The following is a 20087-nucleotide window of genomic DNA, read 5'->3' as shown; positions in this document are numbered from 1 at the left end:
TGATGACCATACCTATTATCATAAGTGAAAAACCAAGGGCTGAAGTGAAGAGATTTTGCCGCTTACTATTATTCTTCTATCTAACTTTGCACGTTCTGTTGAATCCATGAGCGCCTCAAGATATGTATGCCGCAAAAGATTTGCTAAATAACGTGAGTTCTGGATAAGCAAACCCCTTCCGATGGGCGAGAATAGGAGTTAGATGAAGGGCTTCTATTCCACCATCGGAGGGATCTAGACATGAGTGTACTCGAATTGTTTTGCGCTGTCGATGATTTTGTGATGAGCTTTGCCCCACAACTGCAAGCGAGCCAACTGGCAGCAAGTAAACAACGAGCACGTGCGGGCCAACTTTGGCCAAGCGAAATCATGACTATTCTCATCCATTTTCATCAGTCCCGGTATCGCACCTTTAAATCCTATTACACGCAACATGTCCAGGTTCATCTGACGAGTGAATTTCCTCACCTGGTGAGTTATCAGCGCTTTGTGGCTCTCATTCCCTCAGTGCAAGTTCCACTGTTAGCGTACTTGCAAAGGTGCTATGGAGCTTGCACAGGCATCAGCTTCATTGATTCGACGTCGTTGGAAGTCTGCGACCCCAAACGGATCAGTCAGCATCGCGTCTTCGCCGCCGATGCTAAGCGTGGAAAAACCAGTACAGGATGGTTTTACGGGTTCAAGCTGCACCTGGCAGTGAATGATCGCGGCGAGTTGCTGGCTTGTTGCCTCACGCCTGGCAATGTCGATGATCGCGCTCCTGTTCCCACTCTGGTGAAAAAGCTGCGCGGCAAATTGTTTGGAGATCGCGGCTACATTTCCGCTCCTCTGACCCTATGGCTTTTTGAACAAGGATTACAGCTCATCACCAGATTGCGTAAAAACATGAAAGATTGCCTCATGCATCTTTCTGACAAGCTCTTGCTCCGCAAACGAGCGATTATTGAATCGATTATCGATCAACTCAAGAACATTTCCCAGATTGAGCATTCTCGCCATCGCAGCCCGACCAATTTTGTCATCCATTTGATCGCTGGACTCATTGCCTACTCTCATCAAGAGAAAAAGCCGGGTTTGCACCTCGATGAACACGCTCTTCTGGCTGCTTGATTGCCTTGGCTTATCCAGAACTCACGTTAAATACATCTTCAATCATACAGGCAAGCTGGGTTACATACAAGTGTGTAGAGCGCGTTCCTGTCGCTACCTTCTTTTCCCCTTGACATCTCCCTGCATTTCCGTGTACTATTGTCACTAGTTAGTGACGTCACTAATTGGTGACATTTGTGAGGAGAAATCTGGTATGACTGAAGCTGGCAAGAGACGGGGAGAGGCCAGCCGCGAGGCTATTCTGGCGGCGGCGGAGAGCGTTTTCGCAGAACATGGCTTTGATGGTGCGCGCGTCGACGTAATTGCCCATGCCTCGGGCTATGATAAGAAGCTGATCTTTCGCTACTTTGGCGATAAGCTTGGCCTCTATACCGAGGTGCTTAAGCGGGCCGATCAGGAATCGAATACCCTCCTGGCTCGCATCTTCGCGCCCCTGCTGGCGGAAGAACCCCTCATCCTCCAGGCTCAGCAGTTCAAATCTTTCCTTACATCCATGCTCTATGCTCTTTTCGATTACCTGCTTGAGCATCCACGCTTTGTGCGTATCATGACCTGGGAGATGGCTGAGGGCTGGCAGATTTATACCCAGATTGCCTCACAATTCCCTCATGAAGATCTTGACCAGTTTGAGCGCCTCTTTCATAAGGCGCGTAGTGCGGGACTGCTCAGGTCAGACTATCTGCCCGCGATCCAGTTGTCGACAATCACGCAGTTATGCCTGACCTATCTCTCCTCTCTACCTTTATATAAGACGCTATTACCAGGAGAGGATCTCTCATCGCGCGCAGGCCTGGAACGCGCTCGCGAGTATATCGTAGCTTTTGTGGTCGCCGGTATGATGGCCGATCCCACAGAGTCGCGGCCCGAGAAAGGAATGGAATCAAGATGACAGAAATCACATTACAGGACGTTTTCGCGCAAAAACATAATCCCTATCCAGCCTATGCGCGCCTGCGCGAGCAGGGACCCCTCACCCGCTGGAACTGGATGGGGCAGGATATGTGGCTGGCGACCACCTATGAGGACATCATCGCGCTTTTGAAAGATCCGCGCCTGACCATAGACATGCAGAAGCTTCTACCCCCAGAGCATGAACAGAGTCTCGGTGGAGGAAGTGCTGAGCGCTATGTGCCCCTCGCTGGCATGCGGCACCTGCTCAACACGGATCTTCCAGACCATAGCCGCCTGCGCACTCTGGTCTCCAAAGCCTTTACCCCGCGCATGATCGAGCAGTTGCGCCCACGTATCCAGCAGATCGCAGATGACTTGCTCGACGCCGTTCAGGAGCAGGGAGAGATGGACCTGGTCGCCAACTTTGCCTTTCCGCTGCCCATTATCGTTATCTCGGAAATGCTGGGCGTCCCATCGGAAGACCGCCAGCAGTTTCGTACCTGGACCCAGACCATCGTGCAGAGCCAGGGTGCCACGCTTTCGTCCGAGAAACAGGCCGCAGGCCGGGCCGCCGAGGCAGAGTTCATCAACTATGTCAAAGCACTGATAGCTACAAAGAGAAAACATCCAGACAACAGCTTGACAAGTGATCTTATTCAGGTTGAAGAGCAAGGCGACAAACTGAGCGAGAATGAACTCATTGCCATGATCTTTCTCCTGCTGACGGCTGGACACGAGACAACGGTGAACCTGCTTGGCAACGGTACGCTGGCCCTCTTAGAGCATACCGACCAGCTAGAGCTTCTGCGAAGCGATCCTGGCTTGCTTCCCTCGGCCATCGAGGAGCTTTTACGCTATACTACTCCTGTAAGCCTTACCGCTCCGCGCTGGGCCTTGGAAGACATCGTGTTGCATGGCCAGGTAATCCGCCGAGGCGAGATGGTGCGCTGCGCCCTGCTTGGGGCTAACACCGATCCCCAGGAATTCGCGGACCCCGAAGTCTTGAATACCCTGCGCCAGGAAAACCAGCACCTGGCCTTTGGCAAAGGCATTCACTTCTGCCTGGGAGCGCCCCTGGCTCGCCTGGAGGGCCAGATCGCCATCGGCACCCTGCTCCGCCGCCTGCCCAACCTACGCCTGGCAGTGCTCCCAGAGCAGGTCGCCTACAAGGATGCTGGTTCCCTGCGCGCCCTCGCGGCCCTGCCGGTCACGTTCTAAGGTGGAGCCCGCTACTGGCGTACGCGGCTACTCCTGCCAGCCAGCGTAGGCGCGTACGTCAGTAGCGCACTACACAACCCGCAGTGGCCCGCGTAATACGCCCTCGCGCATGGTCTCCAGATTACCAGCGGGTATGTACTCTACCCACCAGGTAACTCCCGCATCGGCCAGGGATTTCATCAGGGTGCGATCATGCTCCCAGTCTGCTGAACGACTGCGTCCTCCAAGTTTGATCTCGTAGGGCTTGCCTCTCTGCTCTTCGCTGCGATGGTTCTCGATAAACTCCTTGAGTGTACGCACCTCATCTGGTGTCCAGTCACTGTCATCTCCCCCCGGCTCATGTTGTTTGTAGAGGCAGCATCCCTCATAGCGTGCCGCCCGGAGTGATGGCCCCTTTAGTGGCCAGCCTCCTCCGACCAGGATGGGGATGCGTGGTTTCTGCACTGAAGTTGGCAGGAAGGTCATTTCTCGCACCTGGTAATACTGCCCCTCATAGCTGAAGGGGTCGCCGCTCCACAACCCCACTATGACATCCAGCGCCTCGTCTAGCATCTTCGCGCGCTCTTTAGCATCGCTCGCTTCATTGACCCGAGTAAAACCGGCCTCCCCCGCGTCGCCTGAACCTACCCCTAGAATAAAGCGTCCATTTGACAGTTGATCCAGTGCCAGCGCCTCGCGTGCCACCTTCCATGGCCGCCTCCTGCTTAATGGCGTCACTGACGTTCCCAGGCGTATATGTTTCGTGCCGATGGCCATCGCTGCCATCGCGATCCAGGGATCACAAGTTGGCACCGCTCCATCACTCTGATGCACAATATAATCCTCGACGAACACTCCATCCCAGCCTGCTTCTTCCGCCAGGCATCCCAACTCTGCCAGCACCCGTGCATCCCCGCATACGCCACCATTTGGGAGCGAAAGACCATACCGCATAAACCGACTCCTTTCAGACTAATCCGTTCCAAGGTCGTAATAAGCAGTATAGCCCGCCAAAATGACACCTTCTGTCTTATTTGCACAAAAGAGGCGGAAATTTACTGTCCATCCACACCATAGTAAGGAGCATTTTTGTAGATTACAGGCATGAATCTATCTTCTTGCTCCATATTTGTGTCTTCTTGTGTTACGTGGAATTCTCTTGCGTTTGGTGTCGTTGGTGTCAAATTTGGTGTCACAATATTACCTTGTCACAGCTCGAAAAGCGGCTCTCAACATAATGCTGCTTGTCTCTTGTAAACTCGAGTACAATTGTAAATGTGCATGCTCGAATTCGCTTTTGTTTTTTTCAGGAATAAGGAGAGAGAAGAGGAATGGACCCACTAAACAACCCGAACGCCTTTGCAGTATCGACCTTGCCCATACTTCTGGTTATCCTGTTGGTTGTGTTGGTATTTAATCTGCTCGACAAAGGCTGGTGGAAGTGCAGTGCCCCAGGATGCGACTTCCGAACAAGAAGCGAAGAGGAAGCGCTTGGACACCAGGCAAAACACGCGCAGCACAAGGCGGTGCTTGAAGACTAGCGTGAAGAAAAGCCCCTGGCCATCGAGTCCTGAACTCACCAGCAGCAAAAAACAAAAAGCATCGAGGTTGACCAGCACCAACCTCGATGCTTTTTGCTCCACATCGACAAACATCACTGAAGCGCTTGTTTTAAGGCCTGAGCCAGCTGGTAAATAAGGCTCACCTGCCATTTTGATGTTGAGGGGAATATCTGAGCGGCAAAGCGTATTAAAACGTGCCACATGAACCTCACTGTGGCTGCCCTCTGCTTCGTTGAACGCAGCTTTTCGGGGTTCGTTTGTTCGGTTGCTTATACTTTTCAATCTCATCATCAAAAGTACGTTTGAGCCTAAACTACCCTTAAGGATAAGTAGTTTTAGAAGGTAGATTGGCAATGAACTCATACGACCTAGACCAACCGCCCACATAACTGGATTATTCGCCTCCTGAGCCGCTTGTATGGAGACTTTGTAATAATGTTGGGCATTGGAATAATCATTCATATCAAAATAGATCGCCCCAATGTGTTGCCCGATCAGGCTGGCAATGCCACACAAGCGCTCGTGAGTACTAGCTGCTTGTGGCCTCCTTAGAAGCGCTATAACTGTATCCAGATGACCCAAGAAGCTACCGAGCAAGTTTTGATAGCCAAGACTGGTACGCAGTGACCAATAATCTGAGGTGATTTGTTCCAAGCTCGTTAAAGCACTACTATCTATTATGGATGGTTTTCTCAGAGTCTGAGAGAGGCGCTCCCAGGGAGGAGGCGCAGTTATTATTGCTTGCGTGCCTACAAGAGTTGTTCCAATAATACCCGCTATCTTTTTTGCGGCTTCACGTCTGTTCACGTCCTGCTCGCTTTCTTCGCCTTCGGCTGGTGTGCTTCTTTCACCTAAATACGAGCTACTATCATAGTGGGTTCTATGCTCCTTTGCCGCCTCTACTCCTTCAAAATTTAAACCCAGTTCCTTGGGGAGAACACGACGATTATAATGCTCGCTAAAAAAGCTACAGATACGATGGATGCTATCAGATCTTAAAGCCTTCCCTGCCTCGGCGCGTTTAATTGTTGCGATTCCCACCTGAATAAAGTCTGCCAGTATTTGCTGTGAGTAACCTAGTTCCAGTCGCGCTTTTTTGAGTGGGTGCATAGGGTATCCCTCCCAAAATCATCACTCAAACTCCACTACCAGGCCTACACATTACATTTTCGATTTTAACTGGTTGAGCTTTTCCGTGGCCCCTTAGGCCCTGTTCTACGCGGTGTCGCAAGAAATACCTTGAGGGAATCCTCATAAACAAGCCAATCATGGCCTGTCTTAAAGCCTTCAACTTGCCCCTTGCGTAGCAATCTTTGAATATATTCTCGGCTAAAACCTGATACTACGCTGGCTTCCTGGGTGGTTATGAGGATACGATCTCCTCCAATTCTTTGCGACATACGCGTTCACCTACAATTAGTTTGTTTAACAAGACTTTATAGTTCTCTAAGTATACCATTTCTTGGATAAATCACCAATTCACCCTAAATACCCTTGACAATTAGTTCGTTTATCCGGTATAAATTAATTAGTTCGTTTATACGAACTCTCGAGGAGACTTTAGGGATCAAAGAAGGATCAAATAGATATCCTAGCAGCATCAAAAGATACGTAAAAGATTTGTATTAGATCCAATTTACCCTGAATTCTGCCGCATAATATGCACAACAGAAAACCGCTTGCGGCGGCAACCACAAGCGGTTTCGGAACCCAACCAGCACCTGGACTGGCACAAGCCTGAGAAACTTTCCAGTCCAGATGCTCTTAACATCGGGCCTGCTCTAACAGTAGCGCAAGCAGGCTCGGGTGTCAACTATCACTTGGCTTTAATAGTAAGAGAAGGAGCCTGTTATGACAACGACACCGCGAACCTTCGCGCAACGCATTGGTCTCTTCAGCCCGTGTGTTGCACCAGCAGCAATTCTCTCTGACGGTCCTCTTCGGATGGAGGAAGACGGTCTCACGCCACTTACTCTACGCCAAGAGGCTTCGCACGACGGTCTCTGCCATCTCCGCGTCCTCCGTCGCCTGCCCTGTGGAGATCTCTATCAAGCTGAAGTTGCGGCCACACCCCAGCTGCTTCATGCACAACCAGTTGTCGCCTACTTCACAGAAGAACAGCTACGCTATGCAGCGCCCTGGGACAAACGGCTAGACGGCGCAGATCCCGACTCGATCCTCGCACGGCTTGAGGCACGCGCAGCCGCGAATCAGCCAGTCATCCGCATCGAGCCAGGGGAACAGAAAAAGCCTGCCACTCCTGAGCCAGTCGTCGCCCTTCAGCGCCTGGATCTACCTGTGGAAGCCACACAGAAACGTTTACAAGAGGCCCTTGAAGCCATCACGGCCGGAACACCTACCGAGGCACATACTCTCCAGAAACAGCGCGAAGTCTCGACCCGTTCTATCGGTGCATTTCATATGCAGCAGGCCTTCCTCTGCGCGGCCATAGATACCCTCATGGATAGGCTTTATCGCTCCACGGAGCAGGTCCATCACCTCATGGTGAAGACAAACTGTGCTCTGATCGCCCAGGTACAACGCTGGCATCGCGACGCCAGGCAACGCGTGGTAAATGCGATCCCATACTTCAACAAGCGCGAACAGCGGCACACCTGGCGGCTGCTCATCGGAGTGCCTGAACACCTCCTCCAGACTGTCTAGCGCTCTTCACTCTGCTCACCTGTACTTTGTCTATCATGCATGCAGTTGCTCCTCGCGAGCCGACTGAGGAGACGTTATGCCTCAAAATACTGCCACGCTCTTAAGAGAGCCGATCTGCACGACTGAGCACCGCGAGAGTACCCAGGGTACCGCCAATGATGTTGATAGGACGCCGCCAGCCGAAATGAGCGCGTCCATGCGCGATACGGTAATCATGTCTCTGCAACCTCAGTTGCGAGCGATGGCGCACCGATTTGCACGACAGATGCATCTTGCAGAGAACGCCGTCGATGGGCCCGATCTCGTACAAGAAGCGAATGTCGTCCTGCTCGAAGTCTATACAGAAGCACTCTGCAAGCCCAATCCATATGCGTACTTGATGGGCGCTGCGCGTCTGACCATGATCAAAAGTGCCTCTTCTCATACGCGAACACACGGAGTACGGATGATGAGCCTGGATGCACCTCTCTCACGCGAGAGCGGTCGCGTGACATGTCTGGCTGATGTGATCGCAGTCCCACAGCGGGAAGAGGCGCCCCTCTCTCAGAGATCTCAAAGCCTTACGCGACACCTTCAGGCAGCTATCGCGAGACTGACGCCAGCACAGCAAACCGTCATTCTTCATCATTTCTATGGCATTGACGGCCCTCCTGAGTCGCTGGCGGCCATTAGTCGACGCTTTACCTGGAGTAAGCAAAATGTCCAACAGCATAAGCAGCGGGCGCTTGCGAACCTCCATAGGCTTCTGAGCCTGCACGTCACCCCATCACAGCTATGAAAGTGAGGTGATCATCCTTATGCAATTCTTCCCTTTTGAGAGGCCTTCTCCTTGCACCAATAGAAGCGTCGGCATACTGGTCTGGCATCCAGAATGTCATGCCCTCCTGCTTCAGGAACACGCTCGACCACCCTTTGGGATCGCGGCCCCAGCTGGGCATGTCGAGCCAGGAGAGATGTACCCACGCGCTGCTCAGAGAAAACTCGAAGAAGAAACTGGGCTCCACATCTTTTCCATGCAATCGGTCTACATCGGCCGCCTGGACTTTGCTTGTTGCAGACCAGGGGGAAATTACCACGACTGGCATGTTTACCAGGCATATGCCAATGGTCCGTTGCTTCCCCGCCTCGATGAAGCACATTCTCTTGGATGGTATTCGCTCGAAACGGTGAAACGATTGGCTGAGCGCACTGCCGCTTATTCTGCGGGTCATATCAACACACATGACTGGGAGCGTGCACCGGGGCTTGAACCCGTCTGGTGTGTCATCTTCGAGAGTTTGGGCTTGCTCTCATGAAGGCTCTTACAACGCTTTGGCAACCCTCATACCTGCTGGTGGAAGACCGCCGGATTGAAGAAAAAGAAGGAAAAAAACTGATGCGACTGCATTTCCCAAAGCGGGCGATACCTGGAGGTGGCACCGCTCCGAAGGAGGAGCCACTGGTGACCCTTCCAAAGGATACGGAAACCTGCTCTTCCTGTGGCGCGCAGACCATGATTTGTTCTCATTGTCGTCGAATCTACTGCCCTTGCTGCGATCTGCACCATGTGCAAGAAGATTCTAAAGGGGAACTCTACTGGGGGTGTGACTACTTTGATGGGCTTCCTAACGACTCGTACACAGGGCATCGTTACGACAATAGCGCCGCAACCCCTGTCGATGACGCCGGGGACTGGGTTCCCTGGATCTACGCCTAAATTTCACCTGTCCTTGATCACTTTCGTTCAAGGGCTTTTTTATGCCTACAAATCAGCAACTACAGTTTTAACACCTCACAAAGAGGGGGAAAAACATGTCTTCTCCAGACCAGGAATTCGAAGAGCTGGACCAGGATCAAGACGAGGGCGAAAAGCTCCGTACTGGCGGTGCGCAACATCACCGTTCTGGTGGCTGTTGGATCATTATACTCATTGTAGGCCTTGTCGTGGCGGCCCTGTTGTATAGCGGCGCTCGCATTGGCAGTAGCGGGCTTAAAGGTGTGCCAGGAGGCGGATTTGATGCCGGGGCAAAAGCCTATGCATTGGCTCAGGAAGCCGAGGCCTATCGGAGAGTCAATCGCAGTAATGCCAACTATTGCGATTTCTCCGTTGTCCTTGAAGATGCACAGGGTAACCTGGCAACGTTTCCCGGGTTGATCTATGAGGGGTACGGCAGGGAGAACAATAAGAATCACTGTGAGCAGAAATCACTGAGATACGTACAATTCAACCTGTTTCCCGACCAGGTTTACCCCAAACTCAAAAACCTTCACGTCATTCATATTGTGGTGTTTTCGCAGGTACGAGTCTGTGATACCTGCGATGAGGGGTTTCCTGCCTGGCAGACAACGTTGCAACAACTCATCAAGCAGAAGCCAGGTGGAGAGAACGTTTCAGTCGATCTTTCTGTTTGGGAGATTCAGGCCGGTTCTCCTAGCGGGTTTGCTCCTGCTGACTACCTCTACGGCCCCTATACACCTGGCGATCCCAAGCCCAACACGACGAAACCAATAAACGTGAGGGCTCAGGATGTCATCCAGGTGTATCCTTGAAAGACTTGACAAGGTTGTTTCTCCTATGGTACATGTAACTTTAAAGAAACAAGCACCATAGGAGATGGGATGGTGAAAAGCGTTTTTGATGCGCAGAGAATGGCCGCTATGGTCCAAACGAAGCGAGGGAAGCAGAGTTTGCGCGATGCCGCTTCTGAGATTGGCGTCAGCGCTGCAACCTTGCAACGAATTGAGCGGGCCGAAATCTCGGATATTGCGATTGCATTGCTGGTCTCAGACTGGCTGGCTCTCCCTTTGCAGGATTTTGTGGAGCAACAAATGAATATCACACCTACGACAGAACAACTTATTGAGCAAATTCGGTTAAAGGCTCAAGTGACGGGATATGGGCCAACGGGTTTGCGCCCGAGAAACACAACGCTAGCTGGTTTTTGGTGCCTTCCAGCAACATCCGAACAAATTCGGGTCACAGAAGAACTCCTTGGCTTCCCCCTACCAAAGGAGTTGGCTACCCTCTATCACGCTCTCGCCAATGGAGGGTTCGGGCCTGCAGCGGGACTGAGGGGAACGGTTGGAGGGTACGGAACGCGCTATACCGCACTTCCGAATGGGGGGATGTTCTATAACGAAGAGACAATAGTGAAGTTTCATCTATGGGCCGAGGATTATCTCGTGGATCTGAATGCCTATAAGGCCGACCAGTGGAAACAACAGGCATCAGGTTCCAAGGTCCTTCCTCTCCCTGCAGAGGTCTGGCCGCGCCAGATTATCCCGCTTTGCGACTGGGGCGATTGCGTAGAAGTTTGCTGTGATCAGCATGGTTTTTTGTGTTACTGGTACGCCTCAGAACGCCCGGGGTACTATGAACTAGAGAAGACAGTGAAGCCCTTCAACTCCTGGCTGCAGGAATGGGCTGTGAAAAAGATCTAGAGCCTCGAACGCCCAAAGAACAATATCCTTAGACAGACAGCCCTCTCAGGTTTATGGCAATGGGGTCATCATCCCGGTGAGCAACGGTTTTGCTAGGTCTTCCTCATCCAGGCGAATCCCCAGAGCCTCAAGGAGGGCAGACATGAGTTGGATGGCATTCCGATTCTCGCTATTCGGATCGATTCTTGCCTGGCGAAGCACTGTCTGGAGACGATCTGGAATCGGATCTGATGCTTCAAACTGTTCCAAGAGCACTCCATTCTCCGCATAACTCAAGAGTGTGAGAGCATTAACGTCACGGTACACCGAGACTGCTACGGCTCCGGCTGCAAGGGCGCAAAGCACTTCCGGACGAATGCTTTGATCCTCATGCATCAATTCAATGGCAAAAGCCCAGTTTCCGCACTGTCCTACCTGAAGAATAGGTCCGTGGAGATCTTGCCAGATATCGAGATCCTCATAGGCTTCAAGATCTTGGAACGTATCAAGATCTCCACAGGGGATCGGCCAGGCATGGGACGGGTCTCCTCCGAAGCGGGTGAGCATCTCGGGCCCATCTATCCCTCAAGCGAAGGTCACACAGAACGGCGAAAATCTCTGGTTCAGATGCGAAAGACTATCAAACATACAGCAATCCTCCTCATGTTTTCCATTCATTGCTCGGATATTCTTTGTCACACCCATTTTTCTGGTGAGCCAGTCTTCGGTTTCTTCAGATCTTGCAGTTGTCCTTTAGCCGCTTAGCCATCGCGGAAGGAACTGGTCGGGGCTACTATACTGAACCGGACAAGCTTCCAAATGAATATGCTAGCCCTCCAGGGCATTACTGCGATGGCTGGCCATGATTCACCCTTACCTTACTGAGCTGATCCTTAGAGACACGCAATGCCTGTTGGATGTTTGTATCGAGAAGCACTACTCCGTTGAGAATAGCACCATTGAGATCCGCCCCACGTAGGTTGGCACCACTCAGGTCTGCATTGCTGAGGCCTGCATTGCTGAGATCCGCCCCGCTCAGATTGGCTCCACTGAGATTCGCTCCATTGAGACACGCTCCGCTCAGATCCGCATTGCTGAGATCTGCGAAGCTAAGATCTGCATCGCTCAGGTCGGTTTTGTTCAGGTAAGAGTCTCTGAGATTCGCTCGGCAGAAAGAGGCTCCTTCAAGCTTGGCAGCTCTCAAATCAGCGTTACTGAGGTCTGCTCCATCGAAGTGGGTTTTGTGCAATCTTGCCCCGCTGAGATCCGCTCGGCAGAGATCTGCTCCTATAAGGTCAGTCATGCTGAGATCGGCTCCGACAAGTATTGCCCTGTTGAGGCGAGCTTTAAAGAGGTGAGATCCTCTGATACTCGATCTACTGAGTCTGGCCATGTTCAGGTTCGCTTCATTGAGGCGAGCCCCGCTCAAATCGGCTTGCTCAAGATTGGCGCCGCTCAGGTTCGCTTCACTGAGATCTGCTTCGCTCAGATCTAGATTATGGGCATCAAATCCTTTCAAATCCATACGATTCATATCTGCTTGATGTAAAGAGACAATACTGGCGCCTCGCTCACTGGTCACGAGCTTGGCTTCTCGTAAGAATGCAAGCAGATAATTTATTCGAGGTGTATCTAGTTGCTTCAATGCAGTCAGTGTTCTTACCCTGGCAACATTCCTGACTTCAGCATCGGCTGCCGATTGGCGCAAATTCTTTTCTAATAAAAGATCGGACATTCGATCTAAATAAGTTTGGAGTAAATCTTCCAGTTGTTTATCCTTCGCGATCGCCTGGTCGTTCAAATATCGTTCTTTGGCTATTTCCTGGTCATTTACGTATCGTTTTTCGGTGTTTTCTTGTTCAGTTTTGCTTGTCGTGTGATTGAGCAAGAAACCACCCACTGCCAGGACAAGAGGTACGACAAGGAGTTGCATCCATTCCCAAAGAGACTTGGGCGTTTGATATTGTGAAAGTGCAACTAACCCCACGCACACTGTGATTCCCAAAATCGTAGCGATGCTCATTTTTCGCTTTCCCCACCAATGTGCCAATTTTTGCTTCACTGTACTTTTCCTCTTCTCTTACATCTAGAGCAATGTAGCCATCACAGATATTTAACTCGTAAAGGGGCGACAAATCAAGTAAGTAAACGCAATAAAAGCGAGAGAACAAAAGTAGACATTGAGAAGCGTAATGAGCCCTCCTGATAGGTGCAGGAGGGCTTTTTCTAGGAAGGACCCCTTGCCTATGCTTTCAGCACCGTCACCACCACTGGCGCTCACGCTTCGGCCCTACCAGGAGGAATGTGTACAACGCGTCCTGAATACGTACCAGGAACAGCCCGAAGGTGGAAAAGCACTGGTGGTGCTTCCCACCGGGTGCGGCAAAACCGTCGTCTTTACCGAAGTAGCGCGACGGCTCGGTCTCACGACCCTGGTGATCGCTCACCGTCAGGAGCTGCTCCAACAGGCGGCGGATAAGTTTCGCCTCGCTGACCCGACTGCAGTCGTTGGGCAGGTGGGAACTGGACGACATGAGTGGGGCGCACCCACCACAGTGGCTTCGATCCAAACGATCAGCAGGCCTGAGCACCTCAAGAACCTCTCCCAGTTTAGGTACCAGCTGGTTGTGATCGATGAGGGCCACCACGCGACCTCTGATGGCTACAAGGCGGTGCTTGCAGCCCTCTCCAACGCGTTCGTGCTCGCAGTGACCGCAACCCCTGACCGGCTCGATAAGCAGCGCATTGAGTCCAGCTTTGGGGAGCCGGTGTTTTCCACCACCATCCTTGAGATGGTCGAGCAAGGCTACCTCTGCGACCTGCGCGCCATTGCAGTCCGAACCACAACCTCCCTCGATGGTGTACACACACAAGGAGGCGACTTTAAAACCAGAGACCTGGAGGAGGCTGTCGATACCCCCGAGCGTAACCTACGCATCATGCGTGCCTACCAGGAGCATGCTAAGGATCGGCAGGCCATCTGCTTTGCGGTTACCGTCGAGCACGCCCACCACCTGGCCGAAGCCTTCCAGAAGGCGGGATTTCGGGCCGCTGTGGTCAGCGGCGACACGCCTCAAGAAGAGCGCAAGCATATCCTCCAGGCGTATGCACGAGGAGAGCTTGAGGTGCTCTGCAATGTCAGCGTGCTCACTGAAGGGTATGACCATCCCGCAACCTCTTGTATTATCATGGCCCGTCCAACTAAGTCCCGTGCGCTCTATACTCAAGCGATAGGCAGAGGGACGCGACTGGCTCCAGGCAAGCGCGACTGTGTGATCCTCGATGTCACCGACAACTGCCTCAAGCATCGACTACAACCGCAACTGCTTCAGCAGGCGCTGGGTGTAGACATGCGCAATGGGGAGAGTATCACTGAGGCACGCCATCGCCTTCACACCGAAGCGGCTGAGGCTCCAGCTCCATCGGAGCCAGGGAAGGAGAGCAATGAACGAACCACCAAAGTGCTGGCGCGCACGAGCGATCTCCTCGTCAATATCCTGGCACCCATGGACTGGAAGCGCCTCTCAAGTGGGGCGTATGTCCTCGAAGTCGGCGAGCACAGGCACCGGATCGCGCTCGTCCCTTCCGCGTTGAGGGAGGGGTACTATGCGGTTTGGGCAAAACTCGCACCCACCTTCAAGCCACAGCTCTGGCTCAAAGAATCCCCGCTGGAATGGGCCCAGACCCATGCCGAGATGAAAGCGCGGCTTTTGCAGACCGACGAGAAAAAGCGGGTGCTGGTCGATAGCCATGCGCCTTGGCGCTCGTACCCAGCATCTCTCAAACAACTCTCCACGCTGCGCTACTATGGTCTCGACTTTCAGCCAGAGATTACCAGCGGCGAGGCCTCGGATCTGATCGGACAAGAAAAGGCGAGACGTGAGCAAGCAAAAGCCAAACAGCGCGTCGCCAGACAGGCCCCCAGATCCAGGCAAAAGACATCATGAGGCAAATTCCCCATATGAGTAGTCCCGCATGGCCTGCTCTCCTTCTTTTGCTCCTTCAATCGCTCATCGAGTCTGAAAGGAAGGTCTCGAATGCTTCTCACTTCATCGCGCCCCACAGCCCCGGCCTGGGCTGAGATGGTCCCATCCCAGATTGCTCGTGATGCATTAGAGCAGCGTGGGTGGTCCGTCTTTCCGCTCGATGCTGGCAAGCGCCCCTTTCCCTTAGGAACCTATTATCCTGATGGAACGCCCAAGCGGCTGGGGTGGAAAATACATCAAACGCGGTGCGCCTCGCTCAAAGAGATCCAGTATTGGGAGCGGCGATACGCACCGCAATTGTGGGCGGTCATCACTGGCAAAATCAGCCGTCTGGTTGTGCTCGACTTCGATGGGGAAGCAGGGCAGGAAACACGCGATAGGCTGGGACTCAGCCCACACGTTCAAACAGGCTCAGGCGGCGCGCATGTCTACCTTGAGCATCCCGGTTGGCCTGTTCCCACTCTCAACAGTAAGAGCAAGCGTGAACTTGGAGCGCGCTGGCCGGGGTTGGATATCCGAGCAGATGGAGGCTATGCGGCCTTCTGCGGGGAGAGCGAGAGCGGACCCTACCTTTGGCTCCGTGATCCTCAGCTTGACCCTCTCGACTGTTTGCCCGAGGAACTGAGGGCCTTTCTGAACCTGCTTCAGCCTCCGGTCTCAGCCAGCACCGCCAGAGGGCAGGAAGTGACCAGCGCGGCATCGACGACGCGCATTGCAGCCTCGACCCTTCTTGAGCGTGCGCTCAAACATATCCATGAGCAGGGGAATGGGCGCAACGATACTGGCTTCTGGCTCGTGTGCCAGCTGCGCGACAACGGTTATACTGCCAACGAGGCGGAGGGGGTCATGAGCCAGTATGTCGAGCACACCCCAAAGACAAATACCAAAGGCATCGTGGAGCCCTATACCATCGATGAAGCACTAGCAAGCCTGGGAAGTGCCTATGGCTCAGAAGCCCGTGAACCCTGGACCCCTCTTGAAGGTGTGCAGTCTGCTTCAAGTGGTCAGCGAGGCGGTGGAAGAGGGAACGGATCGAGAACGACGGTCACGGGGACCGCAACCCCTGAGGAGCCAGAGGAGCCGAAGCCACTGCCAGAGATCCTGATCAACAACTCGCAACTACGTGAGCGCACTGACCAGGCGATTGACGCAATTATGCGGCAGGAACGGCGCAATCCCTCCTTGTTCATGCAGTCTTCGCGCATGGTTCGTGTCAGTCGTGACGAGATGCGACGTCCGATCATTGCCCAGATGGGCGTCACAGAAGTCAAGGAGGTGCTCACCCAGACTGCCAACTACTACCGGCTGAGAAAAGTCGCTGGAGAAGAAGGCGCATACGAGAAGGTACCGATCTCACCGCCTAAAGAACTGGCCGAGCAGACGCTTGCACGACAAACCCAGGCCCCCTACCTCCCTTTCCCTCCGCTGGCAGCCATCGTAGAAACGCCTGTGATTCGCCCGGATGAATCGATTCTTGATATGCCAGGGTATGACTCGATAACCGCGCTCTACTATGCACCGGCTCCTGGCATGAAAGTCTGCAAGGTGCCGCTTCATCCTACACACCAGGAACGCGAGGCGGCCCTGGCTCTGCTCTGGGATACCATCGGAGAATTCCCGTACGTGAGCGAAGCAGACAAAGCGAATGCTCTGGGTCTGCTTCTCACCCCGATCTTGCGCCCGGCTATCGCTCGTCATGTACCCCTTGCCCTGATTGATGCCCCCAAACAGGGAACGGGGAAGGGCCTACTCAGCGATGTTGTCTCCGTGATCGCAACCGGTACCAGTGCCGCCATTCTCACGATGTCAGACAGCGAGGAGGAGTTGCAGAAGGCTATCACATCCTTGCTTCTGGAAGGCTCGACTATTATTACCATCGATAATATCACGGGCCGCCTTCAATCCAAACATCTTGACGGCGTTCTCACCTCCACGACCTGGAAGGGTCGCATTCTTGGTCAGTCGAAGATGACAAAGGTTCCCCATCGGGCAACCTGGCTTGCTACAGGCAACAATATCAAACTCGGCGGAGACCTCGCACGCCGTTGCTACCGCATCCGTCTGGATGCCAAAGTGGCTCGCCCCTTCATGCGCAAGGATTTTAAGCACGAAGACTTACTTTCCTGGGTGACAGAAAATCGTGCCGAGTTAGTGGGAGCATTGCTCACCTTGGCACGTGCCTGGTTTGCAGCTGGAAAACCTCGCTACGTGCATCTACCGGCTCTGGGAACATTTAGCGGGTGGGTCACTATGGTAGGCGGCATTCTTGAATATGCAGGGGTCTCCGGTTTCCTCTCCAATCTAGAACAGCTCTATCAGGAAGCTGACGAGATCTCAGCGCAATGGGAAAGCTTTCTACGCACCTGGCACGATCTCTTTGATGGGGAATGGATCACTATTAAAAAGATCGTAACTCACCTCTCAGATGACGATGATCCAGAGCCTGAAGGAAGTGCGGGGAGTTGCGAGCATCTTTCTCTTTTTGAGTCACTCCCTGAAACTCTCCAAACGGCATTCAAAGAGAAGCCTCAAAGCTTCCGTATACGGCTTGGTAGAGCGCTTGAGAAGTGGGTTGATGCATGCTTTGGTGAGGAGAATTTTCGCCTCGAACGGAAGATGAATGCGCATCAAAAAACAGGGGAATGGCGAGTAATGCGGGGAGTGGCGGGAGTTGTAACCGTCGAATCTACACAAAATTCTGAGAAAGATATTACATATATATAACAGTGGCTACAACTCCCGCCACTCCCCGCATTTGCCCCTCTATTCTTCGACGAAAAACCACACGTCCTGGCTTGTAAAGCCATTCTATTATCCCGGCTAATTGCGGACCTGAGAACAGGCAGCGCGGGGAGTTGCAGACAACTCCCCGCGCTGCCTGTTCTCAACAGAGAGGTGAACCATGCAAACACAAACACACCCTCTTACGACGTTTCTTCAAGAGCTTCAAAAGCAACATATTCAGGTCACACTTGCGGGTGATCGTCTCAAAATAGAGGCCCCGAGAAAGGGAATGATCACGCCCGAGCTATGCGAGCAGCTGGCGCAGAGGAAGGCCGAACTGATCGCACATCTTTCGACTCCCTCGCCCCCTGTTTCCCCTTTCACGCCAAATGGTAGCATCTGTCGGTGCCAGCAGCCCGCAACCTGCTACAGCGACCAGGGAGACTCCTTCTGTGAGGACTGTCGCAACCAGGCCTCGCGTACACAGTGCGCGGCCTCCCCGGCACTCGTACGTGTGACCTCGGCCCCGTTCTTCCTGCAAGATGTCGCAGGTATTATCGAATGGACGCAGACCTATCAGAGCCTCATCGTCGACCTGGAGACGACGGGTATGCACGAACATCTCGACCGAGTGGTTGCGATCACCCTGGGCAGACCTGGAAAGATTGCCATTCTTGACATGCGCCCCTACTACGGTCTTCCCGCTGAAGAGCAGGCCACGTGGCGCGAAGTGCTCCACTACCTCTTTCACCAGGATGGCATCACCTGGATCGGGCATAACCTCAAATTTGACTGGAAATTTCTGGCCGCCCATTTTGAGGTGCATCTTCCTCGCGTCTATGACACCATGCTGGCCGAGCAACTTATCCATGGCGTTGGCCTCAACCGAGCAGGAATGCGCGAGTCAGCGGCTCGCTACCGCCTGCCAGTCTCCAAAGAGGCACGCGCATGGTTCCCAGGTCTGCACACTCGCCCAACGGAATGGGTGGCCCCCTTCCCTGCTGAGCAGTTGGTCTACATGGTGCAGGACATTGAAATCCCCTATGCCATTGCGCAGCACCAACGACCCCGTATCAAGGAGCTGAAACTAGCGAGGGTCGTCCACCTCGAAAACGAGGCCGTTCCAGCGCTGGCAGCGATGGAGATGCGCGGTGTTTGCATTGATGTCGAGCGCTGGCGCTCCATCCTCGCACGCAAACAGGAGCGCCAGCAGGCACTGGAGCCTGAGTTAAGAAAGGCGCTAGGTGCTGCATTGCAGCGCGCGTGTGACGACTACCAGGCCGCCCTTACCCAGGAGGAGAAACGCCTGGTCGACGCCTACCGCGCCAACCCTGCACAGAGCAGCTGGGAACCCTTCCGGCGCAAGGGCCTTGCCCAGTGGCAGGCGACGCATAAAAAGCCACTACAACCGAAAGAGAGGGGAACTATCAATCTGGCCTCGCCGCCACAACTGCTGGCAGCGCTTCGAGCCCTTGGCGTTCCCGTCACTGCGACCGACGAGGAAACGCTCGAGCCCTATGCCAAGGAACATACGGCGGTTGCGTCACTGCTGCAATGGAAGGAGCTGCACAAGTTTGCCAGCTCCTTTGGGGAGAACCTGCTTGCCATGGTCGACACCGACGGTCGATTGCGTACCGACTACGCTCAGATTGGGGCCGTCTCCGGGCGCATCATTTGTAGCAAGCCCAACCTCCAGCAAATCCCGGCTGAGGAAGAGGAAAAAGGCCAGGAAGAACCGGTGCGTCGCTGCTTTGTGGTACCGCCTGGGTACAGCATCCTCAAGGCGGATCTCAGTAACATCGAGCTGCGTATTCTCGCGGAAGTCTCGCGTGATCAGACCATGCTCCGCCTCTTCGCCGAAGGCAAGGACCTGCACGCTGAGACCGCGAAGCTGATGTTTCATCTCTCGCCTGAGACCGACACAAAAAAGCATCTCTACAAAGGCGTACCGGTGCGCAAAATCGCCAAGACCATTAACTTTGGCCTCGCGTACGGGATGGGAGCGAACGGTCTTGCGAACCGCGCAGGCGTCGACCTCCCGACGGCAAAATCCTTGATCCGCACCTACTTTGAAACCTACCGGGGAATTGCGCGCTGGCTCCCACTTACCGCGAAGCAGGCACTAGAGCAAGGCTATGCAGTGACGCTGGCTGGGCGACGGCGCACATTCGGATCGATACCGACTTCGGTGGACTGGAGCAGAGAGGTACGCGCCAGCGCAGAACGTTCAGCGAAAAACCACCCCATTCAGGGGACGAATGCGGACATTCTCAAGCGCGCCCTGGCACTCCTGCATGCATCGCTTCCACCTGGCGCGCACCTGATTTTAGCGGTACATGACGAGATCGTAGTGGAGTGTCCAGAGTCATGTATGGCGGAAGCTGAGCAGGCCATGAAGGAGGTGATGGTGCAGGCCTGCCGGGATTTTCTCAAGGTGGTTCATATCCCCGCGCCAGAGGTACTCATTGATACCTACTGGCGTAAAGAGTAGCCCTATAGGAGGGCTACTGTTAGTTTTGTACTATAGCGGGCCGAGCCGTCCAAACACGTCCCG

At 53.6% G+C, this 20087-nt stretch carries 17 protein-coding genes; 12 read left to right on the top strand and 5 right to left on the bottom strand.

The annotated features are described in order from the left end of the window. Positions 1-240: 240 nt before the first annotated feature. The 3 genes from JMJ04_RS25325 to JMJ04_RS25315 all read left to right on the top strand — a co-directional run bounded on the left by JMJ04_RS25325 (position 241) and on the right by JMJ04_RS25315 (position 3219). Entirely contained in the window at positions 241-1110 is an 870-nt protein-coding gene (locus JMJ04_RS25325) for an IS982 family transposase (RefSeq protein WP_201372594.1), read from the top strand. A 193-nt stretch (positions 1111-1303) separates the two neighbouring features. Then, entirely contained in the window at positions 1304-1999 is a 696-nt protein-coding gene (locus JMJ04_RS25320; RefSeq protein ID WP_201373202.1) for a TetR/AcrR family transcriptional regulator, read from the top strand. Then, positions 1996-3219, top strand: coding sequence for a cytochrome P450 family protein (locus JMJ04_RS25315; RefSeq protein ID WP_201373201.1), 1224 nt, complete (start codon positions 1996-1998; stop codon positions 3217-3219). Before JMJ04_RS25320 ends, JMJ04_RS25315 begins: the two co-directional genes overlap by 4 nt. Positions 3220-3288: 69 nt before the next feature. On the opposite strand, the gene JMJ04_RS25310 is transcribed toward JMJ04_RS25315, so the two are convergent. The 3 genes from JMJ04_RS25310 to JMJ04_RS48865 form a co-directional block, all read right to left on the bottom strand. Further along, the gene (locus tag JMJ04_RS25310) at positions 3289-4152 is read right to left on the bottom strand and encodes an LLM class flavin-dependent oxidoreductase (protein ID WP_201373200.1); all 864 of its coding nucleotides are present in this window, start codon (positions 4150-4152) and stop codon (positions 3289-3291) included. 386 nt (positions 4153-4538) lie between these two features. Next, positions 4539-5870 carry a helix-turn-helix domain-containing protein gene (locus tag JMJ04_RS25305; protein ID WP_201373199.1) on the bottom strand — a complete coding sequence of 444 codons (1332 nt, stop codon included), beginning with the start codon at positions 5868-5870 and terminating at the stop codon, positions 4539-4541. Between the two features lie 65 nt (positions 5871-5935). Continuing rightward, the gene (locus JMJ04_RS48865) at positions 5936-6160 is read right to left on the bottom strand and encodes an excisionase family DNA-binding protein (RefSeq protein ID WP_201373198.1); all 225 of its coding nucleotides are present in this window, start codon (positions 6158-6160) and stop codon (positions 5936-5938) included. A gap of 451 nt (positions 6161-6611) precedes the next feature. On the opposite strand from JMJ04_RS48865, the gene JMJ04_RS25295 reads away from it, so the two are divergent. The 6 genes from JMJ04_RS25295 to JMJ04_RS25270 all read left to right on the top strand — a co-directional run bounded on the left by JMJ04_RS25295 (position 6612) and on the right by JMJ04_RS25270 (position 10844). Next, a complete protein-coding gene (locus JMJ04_RS25295) occupies positions 6612-7424 on the top strand; it encodes a hypothetical protein (protein WP_201373197.1) in 813 nt (270 codons plus the stop codon). A 76-nt stretch (positions 7425-7500) separates the two neighbouring features. Continuing rightward, a complete protein-coding gene (locus JMJ04_RS25290) occupies positions 7501-8202 on the top strand; it encodes an RNA polymerase sigma factor (protein ID WP_201373196.1) in 702 nt (233 codons plus the stop codon). Between the two features lie 19 nt (positions 8203-8221). Next, positions 8222-8719, top strand: coding sequence for an NUDIX hydrolase (locus JMJ04_RS25285; RefSeq protein ID WP_201373195.1), 498 nt, complete (start codon positions 8222-8224; stop codon positions 8717-8719). Between the two features lie 80 nt (positions 8720-8799). Next, the gene (locus JMJ04_RS25280) at positions 8800-9120 is read left to right on the top strand and encodes a hypothetical protein (RefSeq protein ID WP_201373194.1); all 321 of its coding nucleotides are present in this window, start codon (positions 8800-8802) and stop codon (positions 9118-9120) included. A 95-nt stretch (positions 9121-9215) separates the two neighbouring features. Beyond that, the gene (locus tag JMJ04_RS25275; RefSeq protein ID WP_201373193.1) at positions 9216-9953 is read left to right on the top strand and encodes a hypothetical protein; all 738 of its coding nucleotides are present in this window, start codon (positions 9216-9218) and stop codon (positions 9951-9953) included. Between the two features lie 69 nt (positions 9954-10022). Next, the gene (locus JMJ04_RS25270; RefSeq protein WP_201373192.1) at positions 10023-10844 is read left to right on the top strand and encodes an SMI1/KNR4 family protein; all 822 of its coding nucleotides are present in this window, start codon (positions 10023-10025) and stop codon (positions 10842-10844) included. Between the two features lie 51 nt (positions 10845-10895). On the opposite strand, the gene JMJ04_RS25265 is transcribed toward JMJ04_RS25270, so the two are convergent. Continuing rightward, complete coding sequence (locus JMJ04_RS25265) at positions 10896-11390, bottom strand: DUF6461 domain-containing protein (RefSeq protein WP_201373191.1); 495 nt, start codon at positions 11388-11390, stop codon at positions 10896-10898. 277 nt (positions 11391-11667) lie between these two features. Further along, entirely contained in the window at positions 11668-12885 is a 1218-nt protein-coding gene (locus tag JMJ04_RS25260) for a pentapeptide repeat-containing protein (protein WP_201373190.1), read from the bottom strand. A 184-nt stretch (positions 12886-13069) separates the two neighbouring features. Here JMJ04_RS25260 and JMJ04_RS25255 point away from each other — a divergent pair, with 184 nt between their 5' ends. The 3 genes from JMJ04_RS25255 (at position 13070) to JMJ04_RS25245 (ending at position 20024) form a co-directional block, all read left to right on the top strand. Continuing rightward, positions 13070-14770, top strand: a complete 1701-nt coding sequence (locus tag JMJ04_RS25255) for a DEAD/DEAH box helicase (RefSeq protein ID WP_201373189.1) — start codon at positions 13070-13072, stop codon at positions 14768-14770. Between the two features lie 90 nt (positions 14771-14860). Next, positions 14861-17533: a bifunctional DNA primase/polymerase gene (locus tag JMJ04_RS25250; RefSeq protein ID WP_201373188.1), complete on the top strand. Its 2673-nt coding sequence runs from the start codon at positions 14861-14863 to the stop codon at positions 17531-17533. 178 nt (positions 17534-17711) lie between these two features. Continuing rightward, positions 17712-20024 (top strand): DNA polymerase, encoded by a 2313-nt coding sequence (locus JMJ04_RS25245; RefSeq protein WP_201373187.1) that lies wholly within the window; start codon positions 17712-17714, stop codon positions 20022-20024. The last annotated feature ends 63 nt before the right edge of the window (positions 20025-20087 follow it).

Origin of the sequence: Ktedonobacter robiniae (genome assembly GCF_016587375.1) — a bacterium.
Taxonomy (GTDB): domain Bacteria; phylum Chloroflexota; class Ktedonobacteria; order Ktedonobacterales; family Ktedonobacteraceae; genus Ktedonobacter; species Ktedonobacter robiniae.
The sequence above is the reverse complement of the archived record's forward strand: the minus strand, read 5'-3'. Positions and strand labels throughout refer to the sequence as shown.

Excerpts from the sequence above, each read along its gene's own strand:
- JMJ04_RS25325 (WP_201372594.1), top strand. The coding sequence starts at position 241 with ATGAGTGTACTCGAATTGTTTTGCGCTGTCGATGATTTTGTGATGAGC.
- JMJ04_RS25320 (WP_201373202.1), top strand. The coding sequence starts at position 1,304 with ATGACTGAAGCTGGCAAGAGACGGGGAGAGGCCAGCCGCGAGGCTATT.
- JMJ04_RS25315 (WP_201373201.1), top strand. The coding sequence starts at position 1,996 with ATGACAGAAATCACATTACAGGACGTTTTCGCGCAAAAACATAATCCC.
- JMJ04_RS25310 (WP_201373200.1), bottom strand. The coding sequence starts at position 4,152 with ATGCGGTATGGTCTTTCGCTCCCAAATGGTGGCGTATGCGGGGATGCA.
- JMJ04_RS25305 (WP_201373199.1), bottom strand. The coding sequence starts at position 5,870 with ATGCACCCACTCAAAAAAGCGCGACTGGAACTAGGTTACTCACAGCAA.
- JMJ04_RS48865 (WP_201373198.1), bottom strand. The coding sequence starts at position 6,160 with ATGTCGCAAAGAATTGGAGGAGATCGTATCCTCATAACCACCCAGGAA.
- JMJ04_RS25295 (WP_201373197.1), top strand. The coding sequence starts at position 6,612 with ATGACAACGACACCGCGAACCTTCGCGCAACGCATTGGTCTCTTCAGC.
- JMJ04_RS25290 (WP_201373196.1), top strand. The coding sequence starts at position 7,501 with ATGCCTCAAAATACTGCCACGCTCTTAAGAGAGCCGATCTGCACGACT.
- JMJ04_RS25285 (WP_201373195.1), top strand. The coding sequence starts at position 8,222 with ATGCAATTCTTCCCTTTTGAGAGGCCTTCTCCTTGCACCAATAGAAGC.
- JMJ04_RS25280 (WP_201373194.1), top strand. The coding sequence starts at position 8,800 with ATGCGACTGCATTTCCCAAAGCGGGCGATACCTGGAGGTGGCACCGCT.
- JMJ04_RS25275 (WP_201373193.1), top strand. The coding sequence starts at position 9,216 with ATGTCTTCTCCAGACCAGGAATTCGAAGAGCTGGACCAGGATCAAGAC.
- JMJ04_RS25270 (WP_201373192.1), top strand. The coding sequence starts at position 10,023 with ATGGTGAAAAGCGTTTTTGATGCGCAGAGAATGGCCGCTATGGTCCAA.
- JMJ04_RS25265 (WP_201373191.1), bottom strand. The coding sequence starts at position 11,390 with ATGCTCACCCGCTTCGGAGGAGACCCGTCCCATGCCTGGCCGATCCCC.
- JMJ04_RS25255 (WP_201373189.1), top strand. The coding sequence starts at position 13,070 with ATGCTTTCAGCACCGTCACCACCACTGGCGCTCACGCTTCGGCCCTAC.
- JMJ04_RS25250 (WP_201373188.1), top strand. The coding sequence starts at position 14,861 with ATGCTTCTCACTTCATCGCGCCCCACAGCCCCGGCCTGGGCTGAGATG.
- JMJ04_RS25245 (WP_201373187.1), top strand. The coding sequence starts at position 17,712 with ATGCAAACACAAACACACCCTCTTACGACGTTTCTTCAAGAGCTTCAA.